Raw genomic sequence first — 15,488 nt, forward strand, 5'->3', positions numbered from 1 at the left:
AAGGCGTTCGAAATCGTGGTGCGCGAAACCTTCAGTTCGTCCGCCAACGACGCCAGCGTCGCACGCCGGCGCGGTGCTCGGTGCCGGCGTGGACGGCTTCGTCGTGTATTCGGTCTGCGATGAAGACCCATACCTGCAGGTCGTCTTGCAGCGCCGGTTACCGGTCGTGGTCGTCGACCAGCCGAAGGGGCTCGCCGGGGTGTCCCGGGTGGGCATCGACGACCGGGCGGCGATGCGTGAGCTGGCCGACTACGTGCTCGGGCTCGGGCATCGCGAGATCGGGCTGCTGACGATGCGGCTGGGCCGGGACCGCCGGCAGGGGTTGGTGGACGCGGACCGGTTACGGTCGCCGGCCTTCGACGTGCAGCGCGAACGCATCATCGGCGTGTGGGAGGCGATGACGGCCGCCGGCGTCGACCCGGATGCGCTGACCGTGGTGGAGAGCTACGAGCACCTGCCGGATTCCGGTGGAGCCGCCGCGAAGGCGGCGTTGGAGGCCAACCCGCGGATCACCGCGCTGATGTGCACCGCCGACATATTGGCCCTGTCCGCCATGGATTACCTTCGCGCGCATGGCATTTACGTGCCCGGGCAGATGACCGTGACCGGTTTCGACGGCGTGCCCGACGCGATCGGTCGGGGGCTGACCACCGTGTCGCAGCCGAGCCTGCAGAAGGGCCGCCGGGCCGGTGAACTGTTGCTGAATCCGCCGCGGTCAGGCCTGCCGGTCGCGGAGGTCCTGGCTACCGAGCTGATCCGGGGCCGCACCTCGGGTCCGCCCGCCTAGCCGGATGGCGGCGACCCGCAGCGCCCGGTCCGCCGCAAGCGGGAGGTGCCCCCAACGCCGCGCTTGCGATCGCCGCTAGCCGGATGGCGGCGACCCGCAGCGCTCGGTCCCCCGCAAGCGGGAGGTGCCCCCAAAGCCGCGCTTGCGATCGCCGCTAGCCGCCGTTCTGGTCGCCGATCAGCAACCGCACTGCCAGGTCCAGCCGCTTGCTGACGTCGGTGGCCGACGCCCGCCGGGTGAGCCAGGCGAGCAGGTTGGACAGCCAGACGTCGGAGATCACCCGGGCGATGTGGTACTGGTCCTCGGTCGGTTCGCCGTCGGCCATCGCCCGGGCGAACATGGAGTCGATGAGCTTCTCCACCTGGTCGACCTCGCTGGCCGCCGAGGCGTCGGCGAAGACGTAGGCCCGCGTCATGGCCTCGGTGAGCAGGGGGTTGCGCTGCATCGCGCGGTTGAGCTTGCCGACCATGAAGTTCAGCCGCTGGAACGGCGTACCCCCGGCAACCGACGAGCGGTCGGTCTTGGCGTCGATGCGGCTGAATTCCCGGCCCAGGGCCGACACCAGCAGGTGCACCTTCGACGGGAAATAGCGGTACAGCGTGCCCACCGCCACGTCGGCGCGGTCCGCGACGGCGCGCATCTGAACCGCCTCGTAGCCCCCCTTGGATGCGATGGCCATGGTGGCGTCCAGAATGCGCTTCCGGCGTTCCCGCTGTGCCTCCGAGCCGAGTTCGGACTCCGCCAATACCGCCACGTTCATGACCTCGCGCGGTTGCGAGTCAGACGCGCGGCTCGCGTTGGCCCTCGAGTTGGCACCGGCTGGCATATGACGGGTTGCTCCTGTTCCTGGCGGCTCGCTTGCAAACGATACGCATGCTGAGTGTGAATTTCCCACCTCCGTACCGCCGGGACAGCCGCGTGTGCTGCTGTGATGGCGTTCGACTTGACGGTCGATCGCTGGCACTATTAGAACACGTTCTAGTCTGCGACGAGGCGGGTTGCGCAGCGACCCGAGACACGCAGGAGAATCGAGAGCTAGGGGTCGTAGGCCCCAGCGTCACGTTGAGTCCAAGGACGCGGAGGTCCCGAAAGTGGTAGCGACCGTCACAGACGAGCAGTTCGCCGCGCGTGCGCTGGTGCGCGACTGGGCCCGCAATTCGGCGGCGGGGCCCGGCGGGACCACGGCGATCCGCGAGGTCGAGCGGGGTGACGCCGACGCGTGGCGCCCGGTGTTTGCCCGCCTCGCCGAGCTGGGCATTTTCGGTGTGGCGATCCCGGAGGAGCACGGCGGGGCAGGCGGCAGCGTCGAGGATTTGTGCGCGATGGTCGAGGAAGCCGCCAAGGCGCTGGTGCCCGGGCCGGTGGCGACGACGGCGCTGGCAACGCTCGTGGCCTCCGACCCCGAACTGCTGGCTCAGCTGGCCGGCGGCGAACGCTTCGCTGGGCTGGCGCTGGACGGGGACGCGCAGTTCGACGGTCAGCGGGCCTCCGGCACCCTGCCATTGGTGTTGGGCGCCGCCAGCGGGGGCGTCCTGTTGCTGCCTGCCGGCGGGACGTGGCTCCTGGTCGACTCCGAGAGCGCCGGCGTGCAAATCGAGACGCTGGACGCCACCGACTTCTCGCGCCCGTTGGCCCGGGTGGTGCTGACGTCCGCCCCGGCCACCAAGGTCACCGCGTCGTCCCAGCGCGTCGAGGAACTGGCAGCGACGGTGCTCGCGGCCGAGGCGGCGGGCATCACCCGCTGGTCGCTGGACACCGCCGTCGACTACGCCAAGGTCCGCGAGCAGTTCGGCAAACCGATTGGCAGCTTCCAGGCCGTCAAGCACCTGTGCGCGGAGATGCTGTGTCGCGCCGAGCAGGCGGAGGTGGCCGCCGCCGACGCCGCCCGCGCCGCAGCGGATTCCGATGCGGACCAATTCTCCATCGCGGCGGCACTGGCGGCCAGCATCGGCATCGCCGCCGCGAAAGCCAACGTCAAGGACTGCATCCAGGTGCTCGGCGGCATCGGCTGCACCTGGGAACACGACGCGCACCTGTACCTGCGCCGGGCGCACGCCATCGGCAGCTTCCTCGGCGGCGCCGAGCGCTGGTTGCGCCGCGTCACCGAACTCACCCAGGGCGGTGTGCGGCGGCGACTGGGGATCGACCTCACCGGCGTCGAGGGCCAGCGTGCGGAGATCGCCGCCGCCGTCGCCGAAATCGCCGCGCTGCCCGAAGAGAAACGGCAGGCGGCGCTCGCCGAGGCGGGGCTGCAGGCGCCGCACTGGCCTGCGCCGCACGGGCGCGGCGCGTCGCCGGCCGAGCAGCTGCTGATCGATCAGGAGATGGCCGCGGCCGGCGTGGTGCGGCCGGACCTGGTGATCGGCTGGTGGGCGGCGCCCACCATCCTCGAGCACGGCACGCCGGAGCAGATCGAGCGCTTCGTCCCGGGCACCCTGCGCGGTGAATTCCTGTGGTGCCAACTGTTTTCCGAGCCGGGAGCCGGCTCCGATCTGGCGTCGCTGCGCACCAAGGCGGTGCGCGGGGAGGGCGGCTGGCTGCTCACCGGGCAGAAGGTGTGGACGTCGGCGGCGCACAAGGCGCGGTGGGGCGTGTGCCTGGCGCGCACCGACCCCGACGCCCCGAAGCACAAGGGCATCACCTACTTCCTGGTGGACATGAAATCGCCGGGCATCGAGATCCGCCCGCTGCGCGAGATCACCGGTGATTCACTGTTCAACGAGGTCTTCCTGGACAACGTGTTCGTCCCCGACGAGATGGTGGTCGGCGAGGTGAACGACGGCTGGCGGCTGGCCCGCACGACGCTGGCCAACGAGCGGGTCGCGATGGCCACCGGCACCGCGCTGGGCAACCCGATGGAGGAGTTGCTCAAGGTGCTCGCGGAGTTGGATCTCGATGCGGCGCAGCAGGATCGGCTCGGCCGGTTGATCGTCATCGCCCAGACCGGCGCGTTGCTCGACCAGCGGATCGCCCAGCTCGCCGTGGGCGGGCAAGACCCGGGGGCGCAGTCCAGCGTCCGCAAGCTCATCGGGGTGCGCTACCGGCAGGCGCTGGCCGAATACATGATGGACGTCTCCGAGGGCGGGGGGCTGGTCCGCAACCACGCGGTGTACGACTTCCTCAACACCCGCTGCCTCACCATCGCCGGTGGTACCGAGCAGATCCTGCTTACCGTGGCCGCCGAGCGACTGCTCGGCCTACCGCGCTGACTCGGTGTCAACGGCTGATCCGAAAGTGGTAACGCAGGCCGCGGCCCAGGCGCCTGACCGGCGTGATCCGGAACAGCACCTGCATCAGCCACCAGTACCACGGTGAGTAGACCCGGCGGATCTCTTCGGCGTCGGCGAACCACCACTCGCCGTCGAACACCAGCCCCGGCACGGCCCGCTCCAGCGCACGCGGGTCGCCTATGCTCCAATCAAGTTGCGCACCAGAGGCTTTGACCGGAGGGTAGCGCTGCAGGAGCCACACTCCGGCCCGGCTGTAGCCGTCCAGCAGCATCTCCCCGGCTTCGAAATGCCCGACGATGCGCCGCAGCATCGCCAGGCCGTCGGCGCGCCGTAGATAGGGTGTCAGCCCCTCCGCGACAACCAGGACCTCACGCTCGCGGGCGATTCCGTCGAGCAGCTGCGGGTCGGTGACCGAGGCGCCGAGGAGGTGCAGGCCCGCGCGCGGTTCAAACAGCTTGCGGCGCAACGCGATCACGTCGGGCAAGTCGATGTCGTACCAGTCGACGGTGGTCGGCGGGTTGACGCGGTAGGCCCGCGTGTCGAGCCCGCAGCCCAAATGCAAGACGACACAGTCGGGGTGGCCGTCGAGGAATCGCATGACCCGCCGGTCGTAGGCCTTGGAGCGCACCGCGGAGGACTGCTGATCGCGGCGGCGCATGTGCAGGCTGCTGAAGTCGTAGTCGAGGCGCCGCACGGCCCTGTCGGCTTCCCGGTCGCCGAGGATGGAATCGGGCCGGCGACTGTCCAGCGCCTTGCCGTAGAGGGTGACCAGCGCGGTCTGCTGCGTCCCGGTGAGGTTTATGCGCTCACCCATGATGTGCCCGGGGCATGCGGCGAGATCGCCGCCACGGTCGTGGAATGCGCGACATCACAACCGCGGGCGCAATCTCGACGCCCTAAGAGAACGTGGTCTGCGCGCAGGTGCTGGGCGAGGTGATGTTGACCCCGGGGTAGACCACCTGGATGTGGGTGCAGACGATGACGTTGTTGTCGGTCTTGGGCTGGCCCGTCTGCCAATCCGTGGAGTCGATGCGACCCGTCGTCTGGTACTTGTCCGGCGGGCCCTCGCCGAAGTAGACCGTGGTGATCTCGTCGGAACCCATCGACTTCATCACCCGCTCGTACTGGCCGGTGGCGTGCGCGTCCAGGTAGGCCAGCCGGTTCGACGACCGGATCTCGGTGGTCTGGCGGGCCCACAGCTCGTGCGGAAACCCGGTCGGCCCGTCGGGCGTCAGCATGTCCGCGCCGGCGGTGAAGTCGCAGTGGCCGTCGGACTTGAAGCAATTCAGGATGGTGCGCGTCTCCAGCTGGTTGGGGCCGTCCAGCGGGAACAACGTGGTCGCGGTGTTGCTGGCCGCGCCGGCGACCGGGCCGGGCAGGAACGTCAGCGCCGATCCGACCACGGCAAACCCGGTTATCAGCCGCTTCATGCTGCTCCCCTCTCGGTTCGCCAACCCTAACGGTGAACCTAACCCCACCACTACTCGTCGTAGGTGACTTCTACCGAATCAGATTCCGGGTGAGATTGACAGGCCAGAATCAGGCCGTCGTCGAGGTCCTGTTGCTCGAGCACGTCGTTGACCTCCATGCTCACCTTTCCGCTGCGCAGGGTGCACGCACACGCACCGCAATGGCCCTCGCGGCAGGAGAACGGCGCATCCAAACCTTTCGCGAGCAACACGTCGAGCAGCTTGGCGTTGCGCGGCCACGACACGGTGTGGGTTTCACCGTCCAGCTGCACCACCGCAGTGGCCGGCGGCTCGTCGCCCGGGGCGGTGTCTTCGATCTTCACCGCCGCGAACGGGTCGGAGTCCAGCGACTTGAACACCTCGATATGGACTTGCGGCGCAGGAACTTTCAGTGAATCCAGCGCTTCGCGGGCGGCGTCCATGAAGGGGCCGGGCCCGCAGATGTACACGGGCCGATCGGTATAGGGGGCGGCGAGCTTGGCCAGCGCGGTCACGCTGGGCATGCCCTGCAGCGATTCCAGCCAGTGCACCACCGTGAGCCGGTCGGGATATTTGGCCGACAGGTCGCGCAGCGCGTCGGAGAAGATCACCGACCGGTCATCGCGATTGGCATAGAGCAGCGTCACCTGGCCGCTGCCCTCGGCGAGGGCCGACTTGCAGATCGACATGATCGGGGTGATCCCGCTGCCCGCGGCCATCAACAGGAAGTCGTCGTCGAGCGTCTTCGGCACGAAGTTGCCCGACGGCGCCAGCACGTGGATCCGCATGCCCGCCCGCGCGTGCTCGCACAGCCAGTTCGACGCGTATCCGTCGGCGGTCCGTTTGATCGTGACGGTCAGCGCGTCGTCGGTGAACGGCGAGCTGCACAGCGAGTAGCAGCGGGCCACCGATCCGGTGCGCTCGCTGGGAACGCGCAACGTCAAGAACTGGCCCGGGGCATAGCGCAGCCGTTCGGGCGGGATGTCGGGGTCGCCCGGCTCATCGGGCACCGCGAACACCAGCGACCGCGCGTCGTCCGTTTCGGCAACGACCTCGGCGATCTGCAGTTCAAGGACGTGGTCACCGAGCGGCTCGTCGAGATTGGCCTCGGCCAAGACCCATCCTCCCTCTCGTTACAACTAGAACATGTTACAGAAAAGCGGATTCGTATCGCTACCAGCCGCAGGAATACCCTGCTCGACACAAATCGGAACGTGTTCTAGTCTCTGGTGTAAGTCCGCTGAATAAGTTTGGCCCAGGAGGCAAACCTAGTGACGTCCATTCAACAACGCGACGCGCAGTCGGTTTTGGCTGGCATCGATGATCTGCTGCCGCGGATTCGGGAGCGCGCCCAGGCGACGGAGGATTTGCGGCGGCTGCCCGACGAAACCGTTCAGGATCTGCAGGACGTCGGCTTCTTCACCCTGCTCCAGCCCGAGCAGTGGGGTGGGCTGCAATGCGATCCCGGCCTGTTCTACGAGGCGGTACGGCGGCTGGCCAGCGCCTGCGGTTCCACCGGATGGGTGAGCTCCATCATCGGCGTGCACAACTGGCACCTGGCGCTGTTCGACCAGCAGGCCCAGGAGGAAGTCTGGGGCGACGACCCGAACGTGCGGGTCTCGTCGTCGTACGCGCCGATGGGCGCGGGTGTGGTGACCGACGGGGGATATCTGGTCAACGGTTCCTGGAACTGGTCGTCGGGATGTGACCACGCCACGTGGGCCTTCCTCGGCGGTCCGGTGATCAAGGACGGCCGTCCGGTCGACTTCGGCAGCTTCCTGATCCCGCGCAGCGAGTACCGCATCGACGACGTCTGGCATGTCGTCGGCTTGCGCGGCACCGGCAGCAACACCGTGGTCGTCAAGGATGTCTTCGTGCCCCGGCACCGGTTCCTGTCCTACAAGGCGATGAACGACGGCACCGCCGGCGGGTACCAGACCAACACCGCCCCGGTCTACAAGATGCCTTGGGGCACAATGCACCCCACCACCATCTCCGCGCCGATCGTCGGCATGGCCTACGGCGCGTACGACGCGCACGTGGAGCATCAGGGCAAGCGGGTGCGCGCAGCGTTCGCCGGGGAGAAGGCGAAGGACGATCCGTTCGCCAAGGTGCGCATCGCCGAGGCTGCCAGCGATATCGACGCGGCCTGGCGCCAGTTGAGCGGCAACGTCGCCGACGAGTACGCGTTGTTGTCCGCGGGCAAGGAGATCCCGTTCGAGCTGCGCGCCCGCGCCCGCCGCGACCAGGTGCGTGCGACCGGACGTGCGATCGCTTCCATCGACCGGCTGTTCGAGGCTTCCGGGGCCACTGCGCTCGGCAACGACCAACCGGTGCAACGGTTCTGGCGCGACGCGCACGCCGGCCGGGTGCACGCCGCCAACGATCCCGAGCGGGCTTACCAGATCTTCGGGAACAACGAGTTCGGGTTGCCGCCGGGCGACACGATGGTCTAGCCGTGACGGCTACCGAAGAGCTGACGTTCGAGTCCACCTCGCGGTTCGCCGAAGTCGACGTCGACGGACCGCTGAAGCTGCACTACCACGAGGCCGGGGTCGCCAACGACCAAACCGTGGTGCTGCTGCACGGCGGCGGCCCCGGCGCTGCCAGTTGGACGAACTTCTCGCGCAACATCCCGGTGCTGGCGCAGCGGTTCCATGTGCTGGCCGTCGATCAGCCCGGTTACGGGCTATCCGACAAGCGCGCCGAGCACGGGCAGTTCAACCACTACGCCGCGCGGGCGCTCAAGGGGCTGTTCGACCAGCTCGAGCTGGGACGCGTTCCGCTGGTGGGCAATTCGCTTGGCGGGGGCACCGCGGTGCGGTTCGCCCTCGACTACCCGGACCGGGCCGGCCGACTGGTGTTGATGGGACCCGGCGGGCTCAGCATCAACCTGTTCGCCCCCGATCCGACCGAGGGCGTCAAGCGGCTGGGGAAGTTCTCGGTCGAACCCACCCGGGAAAACCTCGAGGCGTTCCTGCGGGTCATGGTCTACGACCAGAAGCTCATCACGCCGGAGCTGATCGACGAGCGGTTCGCGCTGGCCAGCACGCCGGAATCGCTGACGGCGACCCGGGCGATGGGAATGTCGTTCGCGGGGGCCGACTTCGAGCTCGGGATGATGTGGCGCGAGGTGCACCGGCTGCGCCAGCCCGTGTTGTTGATCTGGGGCCGCGAGGACCGGGTCAACCCGCTGGACGGCGCGCTGGTCGCGCTGAAGACCATTCCGCGTGCGCAGCTCCACGTTTTCGGGCAGTGTGGACATTGGGCGCAGGTGGAGAAGTTCGACGAGTTCAACAAGTTGACCGTTGATTTCCTGGGAGGTGCGTGATGAGCATCCGATCGCTGGGCTACCTGCGCATCGAGGCCACCGACATGGCGGCCTGGCGTGAGTACGGCCTCAAGGTGCTCGGCATGGTCGAGGGCAGCGGCACTACCGAGGGCGCGCTGTACCTGCGCATGGACGATTTCCCGGCCCGGCTGGTGATCGTGCCCGGCGAGCGCGACCACCTCATGGAGGCCGGCTGGGAATGCGCCAATGCCGAAGGGCTGCAAGAGATTCGGGGCCGGCTCGACGTCGAGGGCGTGCCCTACAAGGAGGCCACCGCGGCCGAGCTGGCGGACCGCCGCGTCGTCGAGATGATCCGGTTCGCCGACCCGTCCGGCAACTGCCTGGAGGTCTTCCACGGCGTCGCACTGGAGCACCGCCGCGTGGTGAGCCCGTACGGGCACAAGTTCGTCACCGGCGAGCAGGGCCTGGGCCACGTGGTGTTGTCCACCCGCGACGACGACGAGGCCTTGCACTTCTACCGTGACGTGCTCGGCTTCAAGTTGCGCGACTCCATGCGGATGCCGCCCCAGCTGGTCGGTCGACCCGCCGACGGTGCGCCCGCGTGGCTGAGGTTCTTCGGTTGCAACCCGCGTCACCACAGTCTGGCCTTCCTGCCGCTGCCGACGCCGAGCGGCATCGTGCACCTGATGATGGAGGTCGAGAACTCCGACGACGTCGGGCTCTGCCTCGACCGGGCGTTGCGCCGCAAGGTGCCCATGTCGGCCACGCTTGGCCGGCATGTCAACGACCTGATGCTGTCCTTCTACATGAAGACACCCGGCGGGTTCGACGTCGAATTCGGCTGCGAGGGAAGGCAAGTCGAGGATAACGACTGGGTCGCCCGGGAAAGCACGGCCGTCAGCCTGTGGGGCCACGACTTCACGGTCGGCGCCCGCGGATAGTCATGTCTGCGCCGATCGATCCGCGGTCCTTCCGGCAGGTGCTGGGTCAGTTCTGCACCGGCATCACCATCATCACCACGGTGCACGACGACGTCCCTATCGGCTTCGCCTGCCAGTCGTTCGCGGCGTTGTCGCTGGACCCGCCGCTGGTGTTGTTCTGCCCCACCAAGGTGTCGCGGTCCTGGCAGGCCATCGAGGCCAGCGGCCGGTTCTGCGTCAACGTGCTGACCGAGAAGCAGAAGCACGTTTCCGCGCGATTCGGATCGAAGGAGCCCGACAAGTTCGCCGGAATCGACTGGCACGCTTCCGAACTCGGCTCACCGATCATCGACGGGTCGCTGGCCTACATCGACTGCACGGTGGCGTCGGTGCACGACGGCGGCGACCACTTCGTGGTATTCGGCGCGGTCCAGTCGCTGTCGGAGGCGCCCAAGATCAAGCCGCGCCCGCTGCTGTTCTATCGCGGGGAATACACCGGGATCGAACCGGACAAGACCACACCGGCCCAGTGGCGCGACGACCTGGAGGCGTTCCTCACCGCCACCACCCAGGACACCTGGCTCTAAACGTTCGCGCGGGCCGGGGCATCGCCCGCTTCGCGGATGTGGCGGCGTTGTCCTCCCTTGACATTTCGCGCCAACGAATCGTCGCAAGCGGTCGATGCGCCCGGCCCGGCATTGTGGGCTACCCGATGGCTCGCTGAGGGGGCGATCCAGCCGGTAGCCCAGTGGGTCTTGGTCAGCCGGCGGGCGGCCGATCGGAGGCGGCGCGGTGACTGCCGACCTCGCCGGCCTCGTGAGCGACTGCCGGTTGGTCTGAGGATTCAGGCTCACCCGTTTGCTTTCCCGCCCCGGGGTCAAGGCTGTCGGCACGGTCCCATTGCTCACGGAGCTGCTCGCGCGATGTCGCGACCTCGCCTTGATGCTCGGCTGCCCGCTCTTGCAGCCGTGCGGCCTCGGCGGCCTTGACCTCCGCCTCGGCTTGCGCCGCGCGAGCCTTGGCGGCCGTCTCCTGCGCCAAGGCTTCCCGCCGCTCAACTTCGGCCGTGGCCAGCCTCGCTTGTTCGCGAATCTCCTCGGCCTGTCGTTGCCGCCGACGGCGCCGCATGCTGTTGAGCGCGACGGCCGCGACGAGAATGAGCAAGATCGCCGCCGCGGCGACCACGATCCAGGTAGTGCTGCTATTCATGATCGGCTCCCGTCAGATCGGTTGTCGCCTGTGCTGGGCATGGGCTCGTAGCAGGGTCCCCGTATTTGGCGCAAGTAAAACAACCGACTTCGGCCGCGGCCGCGTGCCGGCTGAATGGCGCCCGCCCTGGCCGCTCACTTGGGTGCTACGGCGATGTTCCTCGTTGCCCACCCTCGCGCCAGTGCCCTTGCGAACCGGACGGGTCGTCGGGGATTACCCGGAAGACGGGGTAGCGCGCGGCGATGCGCTCGAATTCGGCCAACGGGGCGTTGCTGCCGAGCGGAATGTGGGGGCGCGCCCCGGGTGCGACCGCGACGTAGCGGCGCAAGATCGGTGCGCGGGCATCGGTGCCAACGTCAAGCAGGTGGACCGGTTCCGCCCGCCTACGGCGCAGGACGGCCCTCCCGCCGGCGGCACGAACATTGCGCACCCAGTTCGCGTCGTTGCCGAGCATCGACACCAAATAGCGCCCGCCTTCGTAATCGACGACGACCACCGGCACCGAAACCACCCGTCCGGACCGCCGTCCAAGCACCTCGAGGGTCATCGCCCGCGCCGGGGAGAGAATGCCGGCCGAATACTGCAGTGCGGACAGCCGATTCAGCACTCTGGCCGGAAAGCCGGGCCGCCCACCCCGATACATCCACCGCTTGACGCCGTACAACCAGTCGACAACCACGTCATTACATGAAGTCGAGCGCCTCCACGGTCGCGATCGGGCCCTCGTGGGTCGGCCGGTTCGCGCCGCCGATGCAGTAGACGGTGTTGCCCACCGTCGCCACCACCTCGGCGTGGCGCGCGGTGGGCATCGGCGGCAGGGTGCTCCACTTCGCGTCGGCGATGTCGTACATCTCGACGACGTTCAGCACCATCGTCGGCTCCTCGCCGCCGACGACCACGATGCGGCCGTCGATGTAGGTCGCGCCGTAACTCCCGCGCGGGGTCGGCATGCCGACCAGTTTGGTCCAGTTGCCCGATTGCGGATCGAACCGTTCGTTCGCCGAGGAGTTCTTGTCGGCCGAAAGGAACCTACCGCCGATCGCGTACACGTAGGTGCCATCCGACACCGCGGCCAGATGTTCGCGCGGCGTCGGCATGTCGGCGGCATCCTGCCACGAATTGCCGTCGAAGACCTCGGTCTGCGGGACGACCTGTTTGGCGTTCTGGCCGCCCACCGCGACGAGCTTGTCACCCACCACCGCCGCGGCCGGTGCCGCACGCGCGTGCGTCAGATGCGGCAACTCGACCCAATTGCCGCCGCGCAGCGCGAACACCTTGTCGGACGCGTCGGCCAGCTGATCGCTGGCACCGCCGAGCACCACCACCTCGCCGCGATAGGCCGCCGCCGCCGCGTGATGCAGCGGGATGGGCAGGGGCGGCCCGGTCTGCCAGGCGCCGGTCTGCGGGTCGTAGCTCTCCACCGTCTGTAGCGCGACACCGTTGCGCAGGCCGCCCACGATCCAGATCTTGTCGTTGACCACAGCCCATGCCGTCATCAACCGGGCGGTGGGCGCGTCCGGCAGCGTGCGCCACTGAGACGCCGGCTGGATCCTGCGGGCCGGCAGTTTCAGGGCTTCCGCCGACGAGGTGAGCTGGCCGTCGCCGACGGCGGTCGACCCACCGATCGCGTACACGGATTTCTCCACCGCGTCGACGGCCATGCCGTGTCGCGCGGTGGTCATGTCGGGCAGACCCGACCACGTCTTCGTCATCAGGTCGAAGGCGGAGACGCTCTTGAGGATTTGCCCGGCCGACACGCCGCCGACCGCGACCAGGCGCCCGTCGACGATCGCCACGCCGAGGTCGCTTCGCGGCTGGCTCAGCGCGGGCAACGGCGTCCACGTCTTCGCGGCCGGATCGTAGGCCTCGACCGTCGCCAGATCCGTGGAGCCGCTGGCGCCGCCCACGGTGTACACCAGCTTTCCGTCCGAGGCGGCGGCCAGCATCTGACGCGGGGTCGGGATGGGCGCGCCAAGGGTCCAGGTGTTGCCGTCGAACACCTCGGTGGTGTTCAGCAGCGCGCCGCTCGCGTCGACCCCGCCCGTGACGATCAGGCGGTCGCCCACCACGGCCGCCGCTGCGGCCGCCCGGGGCTGCAGCAGGTGCGGAAGCTCGACCCAGCGGCTGTTGACGACCCGCCAGACCTGGTCGGTGGCAACGGGTTTGCCGCCTTCGCGCTTCCAGCCGCCGAGGACGACGGGGTTGCCCTGCCAGGTGACCGCCATGGCGTGCGAGACGGGGACGGGTAGGTCGTCGCCGCCCTTCCAGCTGTCGATGACGGGGTCGTAACCCTCCTGCAGTCCGGTCAGCGCGCCGTCGTTGCGGATACCGCCGAAGATCCAGATCGTGCCGTCGGCCTGCGTGGTGGCCGCCGCGTCCCGCGAGATGCGCGCGTTGGTGATCGGCTTCCACTGCATGGGCGGCTGCGCGGTCGGTTGGCCCGACGTACCCTTCGACCCGGCGTTGTTGTCCGGCGAGAGGGCGAAATAGATCCCCCCGGCTACCAACAGCACGACCGCCGCGACCGCGCCGGCCGTCAGCGCGATGCGGTTCCGCTTCTTCCCGGGCTCCGTGAACCAAGCCGCGGCCCGGTCCCTCGGACTACGCGGCGGGCCCTGGGCGCCGCCGTTTCGGCCCGGCGGCGGGGCTGCGTTAGGCGGCCGCACCTTCGGCTGGGTCGCCGGTGCCTTTCCTCCGCGCAATAAGCTGGCCAGCTCGGCGGGCGCCGGCGGTGGAAGCGCCGCGGTCTCCAGCGCGTGATCGCGGCCGAGCGGAGCGCTGATCGCGGAGGTCGGGTCGTCGTGCCCACCCGGCCCACGCGTCGGCGCGGGCATGCTCGATGTGTTCAGGGCGGACGGCCGCGCCACCTCGCTGTGGCCGCCGGGTGGGACCGACGCGGCATACGGGACGTCCCCCGCCACGGCCGAGGGACGTCCGGTGATGGCCATCGCGTCGGGTTTCAAACCATTGGCGCGCTGGGCGGCCTGCAGCTCGCGGCCGAACTCCTCGGCCGAGGCGGGCCGCTCGGCCGGGTCGATCGACATCGCCCGCTCGATCGCCGAGCACACCGCGTCGGGGATGCCGTCGGGACGCATGTCCGGGATTCCGGTGGTGCTGATCCGCAGGTACTGCGCGATCAGGTCTTCGCCCTTCTTGCGCTCGTGCGCGGCGTTGCCCGCGATGAGTGCGTAGAGCGTGGCGCCCAGCGAATACATGTCGGAGGCCACCGTGGCGGGATTGCCCGTCATCACCTCGGGCGCGGTGAAGTCGATGGTGCCGGAGAAGAAACCGGTCGCCGTCTCGTATCCGCCCTCGATGTGGGCGATCCCGAAATCACTGAGCTGCGGCTCGCCGTAATCGTTCACGAGGATGTTCGCGGGCTTGATGTCGCGGTGCAACGTACCGGTTCGATGTGCGGTTTCCAGTGCGCCGCAGAGCTTTACACCAATGTGCAACGCCTCGGGCCACGCGACGGGCCCCTCCCGGCGCAGCCGGACCGCCAGCGAATCCGCCGAGTGGTAGGGCATCACGATGTAGGGCTTGCCGCTCGGGGTGACGCCGACCCGCAGGATGTTGACGATGTTCGGGTGCCCGGAGAGCCCGCCCATCGCGTAGCCCTCGCGGAGGAACCGTTCCCGGCTGTCGTCGTCGATGTGCGACGGCAGCACCTTCACCGCAACGCTTCGGCCGAGGGCGGTTTCGTAGCAGCAGTAGATGACCCCCGCCCCGCCCCGAGCTACTTGCCGCGCGTCCTCGAACCCCGCGGCCGCCAGCTCCGCGGCGATGCCGCTCGGTACCGGCGCGACACTGTCAGGCCGGGGCTCTTCAGGCATTTGCTGGCGCTCTACCCTCCGCGAAAGATGTGACGGGCGAGCTCAAGATTAGCGCTCAGAACCTCGCGGGTGGGCCTTTCGGCAACCTTGGGTTCACCCGGCCGCGATCCGGCCGGGGAAAGTTAGCCGAGAACGCCGCTCGGGCGCACTCAGCCGTCGATGGTCGGCGGGCCTTGATGGGGCCGTTGCAGCTCGGCGAATTCCGGAACCTCGGCGATGGTGAGCACGGCCTCCAGCAAGCGAATACCGTCCTGCTTGTTCGGTGTTCGGGTCAGGACAGGGCCGGAGAACGCGTGGTCGTCGATCGCGATGATCGGGCTGCCGGCCTCGTCGCCCAAGGCGTCCTGGCTGGCGTGGTGCGCCCGCTTGACCGCTTCGTCGAAGCCGCTGTCGTCGAGCGCTTCGGCGAGCCTCTCCTCGAGGCCGTTCTCGGCGAGGGCTTCGCGGATCGCGGCTGCGTTGAGTTCGTCGCCACGCACGTGGATGCGTTGACCGATCGAGTCGTAAAGGTCCGCGAACGCGTCCGGCCCCCGCTCCGCGACGGCCGCGGCGAACAGGCGTCCCAACCGCGTCGACCGGTCCATCATGCGTTGCTGTTTCGCGTCGGCGTCCTGGCCCTCGTTGAGCACCGCCAGGCTCATCTGCCGCAGGGCGACCGGCGTGTGCGTGGATTGCGCGGCGTCGCGCAGCCAGCGCGCGGTCACCCAGGAGAACGGACAGACTGGGTCGAGATAGAGGGCTATGTCGGGCACGGGTTCCTCCTTCGAAC

Annotated in this window: 14 protein-coding genes; 6 read left to right on the forward strand and 8 right to left on the reverse strand. The window is 68.7% G+C overall.

Annotated features, from left to right (window positions below):
- Positions 1-787 (forward strand): substrate-binding domain-containing protein (locus A5709_RS26245; protein WP_231987079.1); only part of this gene is annotated, 787 nt, incomplete at its 5' end.
- Between the two features lie 154 nt (positions 788-941).
- Here the strand turns inward: A5709_RS26245 and kstR are convergent.
- Complete coding sequence (kstR, locus tag A5709_RS26250) at positions 942-1,541, reverse strand: cholesterol catabolism transcriptional regulator KstR (protein ID WP_040621610.1); 600 nt, start codon at positions 1,539-1,541, stop codon at positions 942-944.
- 337 nt (positions 1,542-1,878) lie between these two features.
- Here kstR and A5709_RS26255 point away from each other — a divergent pair, with 337 nt between their 5' ends.
- On the forward strand, positions 1,879-3,996 hold the full coding sequence (locus A5709_RS26255) for an acyl-CoA dehydrogenase (protein ID WP_068011500.1): 2,118 nt from the start codon (positions 1,879-1,881) through the stop codon (positions 3,994-3,996).
- Between the two features lie 7 nt (positions 3,997-4,003).
- Here the strand turns inward: A5709_RS26255 and A5709_RS26260 are convergent, their stop codons facing one another.
- From A5709_RS26260 to A5709_RS26270, 3 genes are all read right to left on the reverse strand, one after another.
- Complete coding sequence (locus tag A5709_RS26260) at positions 4,004-4,831, reverse strand: class I SAM-dependent methyltransferase (protein WP_068123618.1); 828 nt, start codon at positions 4,829-4,831, stop codon at positions 4,004-4,006.
- 82 nt (positions 4,832-4,913) lie between these two features.
- Positions 4,914-5,447, reverse strand: a complete 534-nt coding sequence (locus tag A5709_RS26265) for a hypothetical protein (protein ID WP_067944984.1) — start codon at positions 5,445-5,447, stop codon at positions 4,914-4,916.
- A gap of 50 nt (positions 5,448-5,497) precedes the next feature.
- Complete coding sequence (locus tag A5709_RS26270) at positions 5,498-6,580, reverse strand: ferredoxin--NADP reductase (protein ID WP_067944985.1); 1,083 nt, start codon at positions 6,578-6,580, stop codon at positions 5,498-5,500.
- 156 nt (positions 6,581-6,736) lie between these two features.
- On the opposite strand from A5709_RS26270, the gene hsaA reads away from it, so the two are divergent.
- The 4 genes from hsaA to hsaB are packed head-to-tail and all read left to right on the forward strand — an operon-like array spanning position 6,737 to position 10,264.
- Positions 6,737-7,921 (forward strand): 3-hydroxy-9,10-secoandrosta-1,3,5(10)-triene-9,17-dione monooxygenase oxygenase subunit, encoded by a 1,185-nt coding sequence (gene hsaA / locus A5709_RS26275; protein WP_067944987.1) that lies wholly within the window; start codon positions 6,737-6,739, stop codon positions 7,919-7,921.
- A 2-nt stretch (positions 7,922-7,923) separates the two neighbouring features.
- Positions 7,924-8,796: a 4,5:9,10-diseco-3-hydroxy-5,9,17-trioxoandrosta-1(10),2-diene-4-oate hydrolase gene (gene hsaD / locus A5709_RS26280; RefSeq protein WP_067944989.1), complete on the forward strand. Its 873-nt coding sequence runs from the start codon at positions 7,924-7,926 to the stop codon at positions 8,794-8,796.
- On the forward strand, positions 8,796-9,698 hold the full coding sequence (gene hsaC / locus A5709_RS26285) for an iron-dependent extradiol dioxygenase HsaC (RefSeq protein WP_067944991.1): 903 nt from the start codon (positions 8,796-8,798) through the stop codon (positions 9,696-9,698). Before hsaD ends, hsaC begins: the two co-directional genes overlap by 1 nt.
- A gap of 2 nt (positions 9,699-9,700) precedes the next feature.
- Positions 9,701-10,264, forward strand: a complete 564-nt coding sequence (hsaB, locus tag A5709_RS26290) for a 3-hydroxy-9,10-secoandrosta-1,3,5(10)-triene-9,17-dione monooxygenase reductase subunit (RefSeq protein ID WP_067944993.1) — start codon at positions 9,701-9,703, stop codon at positions 10,262-10,264.
- A gap of 172 nt (positions 10,265-10,436) precedes the next feature.
- Here the strand turns inward: hsaB and A5709_RS26295 are convergent, their stop codons facing one another.
- From A5709_RS26295 to A5709_RS26310, 4 genes are all read right to left on the reverse strand, one after another.
- Positions 10,437-10,886 (reverse strand): hypothetical protein, encoded by a 450-nt coding sequence (locus A5709_RS26295; RefSeq protein WP_068123620.1) that lies wholly within the window; start codon positions 10,884-10,886, stop codon positions 10,437-10,439.
- A 145-nt stretch (positions 10,887-11,031) separates the two neighbouring features.
- The gene (locus A5709_RS26300; protein WP_231987080.1) at positions 11,032-11,565 is read right to left on the reverse strand and encodes a nitroreductase family deazaflavin-dependent oxidoreductase; all 534 of its coding nucleotides are present in this window, start codon (positions 11,563-11,565) and stop codon (positions 11,032-11,034) included.
- Between the two features lie 4 nt (positions 11,566-11,569).
- On the reverse strand, positions 11,570-14,719 hold the full coding sequence (locus A5709_RS26305) for a serine/threonine-protein kinase (RefSeq protein ID WP_068123624.1): 3,150 nt from the start codon (positions 14,717-14,719) through the stop codon (positions 11,570-11,572).
- Positions 14,720-14,868: 149 nt separating this feature from the next.
- Complete coding sequence (locus A5709_RS26310) at positions 14,869-15,471, reverse strand: DsbA family protein (protein WP_067949455.1); 603 nt, start codon at positions 15,469-15,471, stop codon at positions 14,869-14,871.
- Between the last annotated feature and the right edge of the window lie 17 nt (positions 15,472-15,488).

Origin of the sequence: Mycobacterium sp. E1386, from assembly GCF_001672745.1 — a bacterium.
GTDB lineage: Bacteria > Actinomycetota > Actinomycetes > Mycobacteriales > Mycobacteriaceae > Mycobacterium.

Bases quoted from the DNA above. Each gene is read 5' to 3' on its own strand.
- A5709_RS26295 (WP_068123620.1), bottom strand. From the start codon at position 10,886: ATGAATAGCAGCACTACCTGGATCGTGGTCGCCGCGGCGGCGATCTTG.
- hsaB (WP_067944993.1), top strand. From the start codon at position 9,701: ATGTCTGCGCCGATCGATCCGCGGTCCTTCCGGCAGGTGCTGGGTCAG.
- A5709_RS26265 (WP_067944984.1), bottom strand. From the start codon at position 5,447: ATGAAGCGGCTGATAACCGGGTTTGCCGTGGTCGGATCGGCGCTGACG.
- hsaC (WP_067944991.1), top strand. From the start codon at position 8,796: ATGAGCATCCGATCGCTGGGCTACCTGCGCATCGAGGCCACCGACATG.
- A5709_RS26260 (WP_068123618.1), bottom strand. From the start codon at position 4,831: ATGGGTGAGCGCATAAACCTCACCGGGACGCAGCAGACCGCGCTGGTC.
- A5709_RS26305 (WP_068123624.1), bottom strand. From the start codon at position 14,719: ATGCCTGAAGAGCCCCGGCCTGACAGTGTCGCGCCGGTACCGAGCGGC.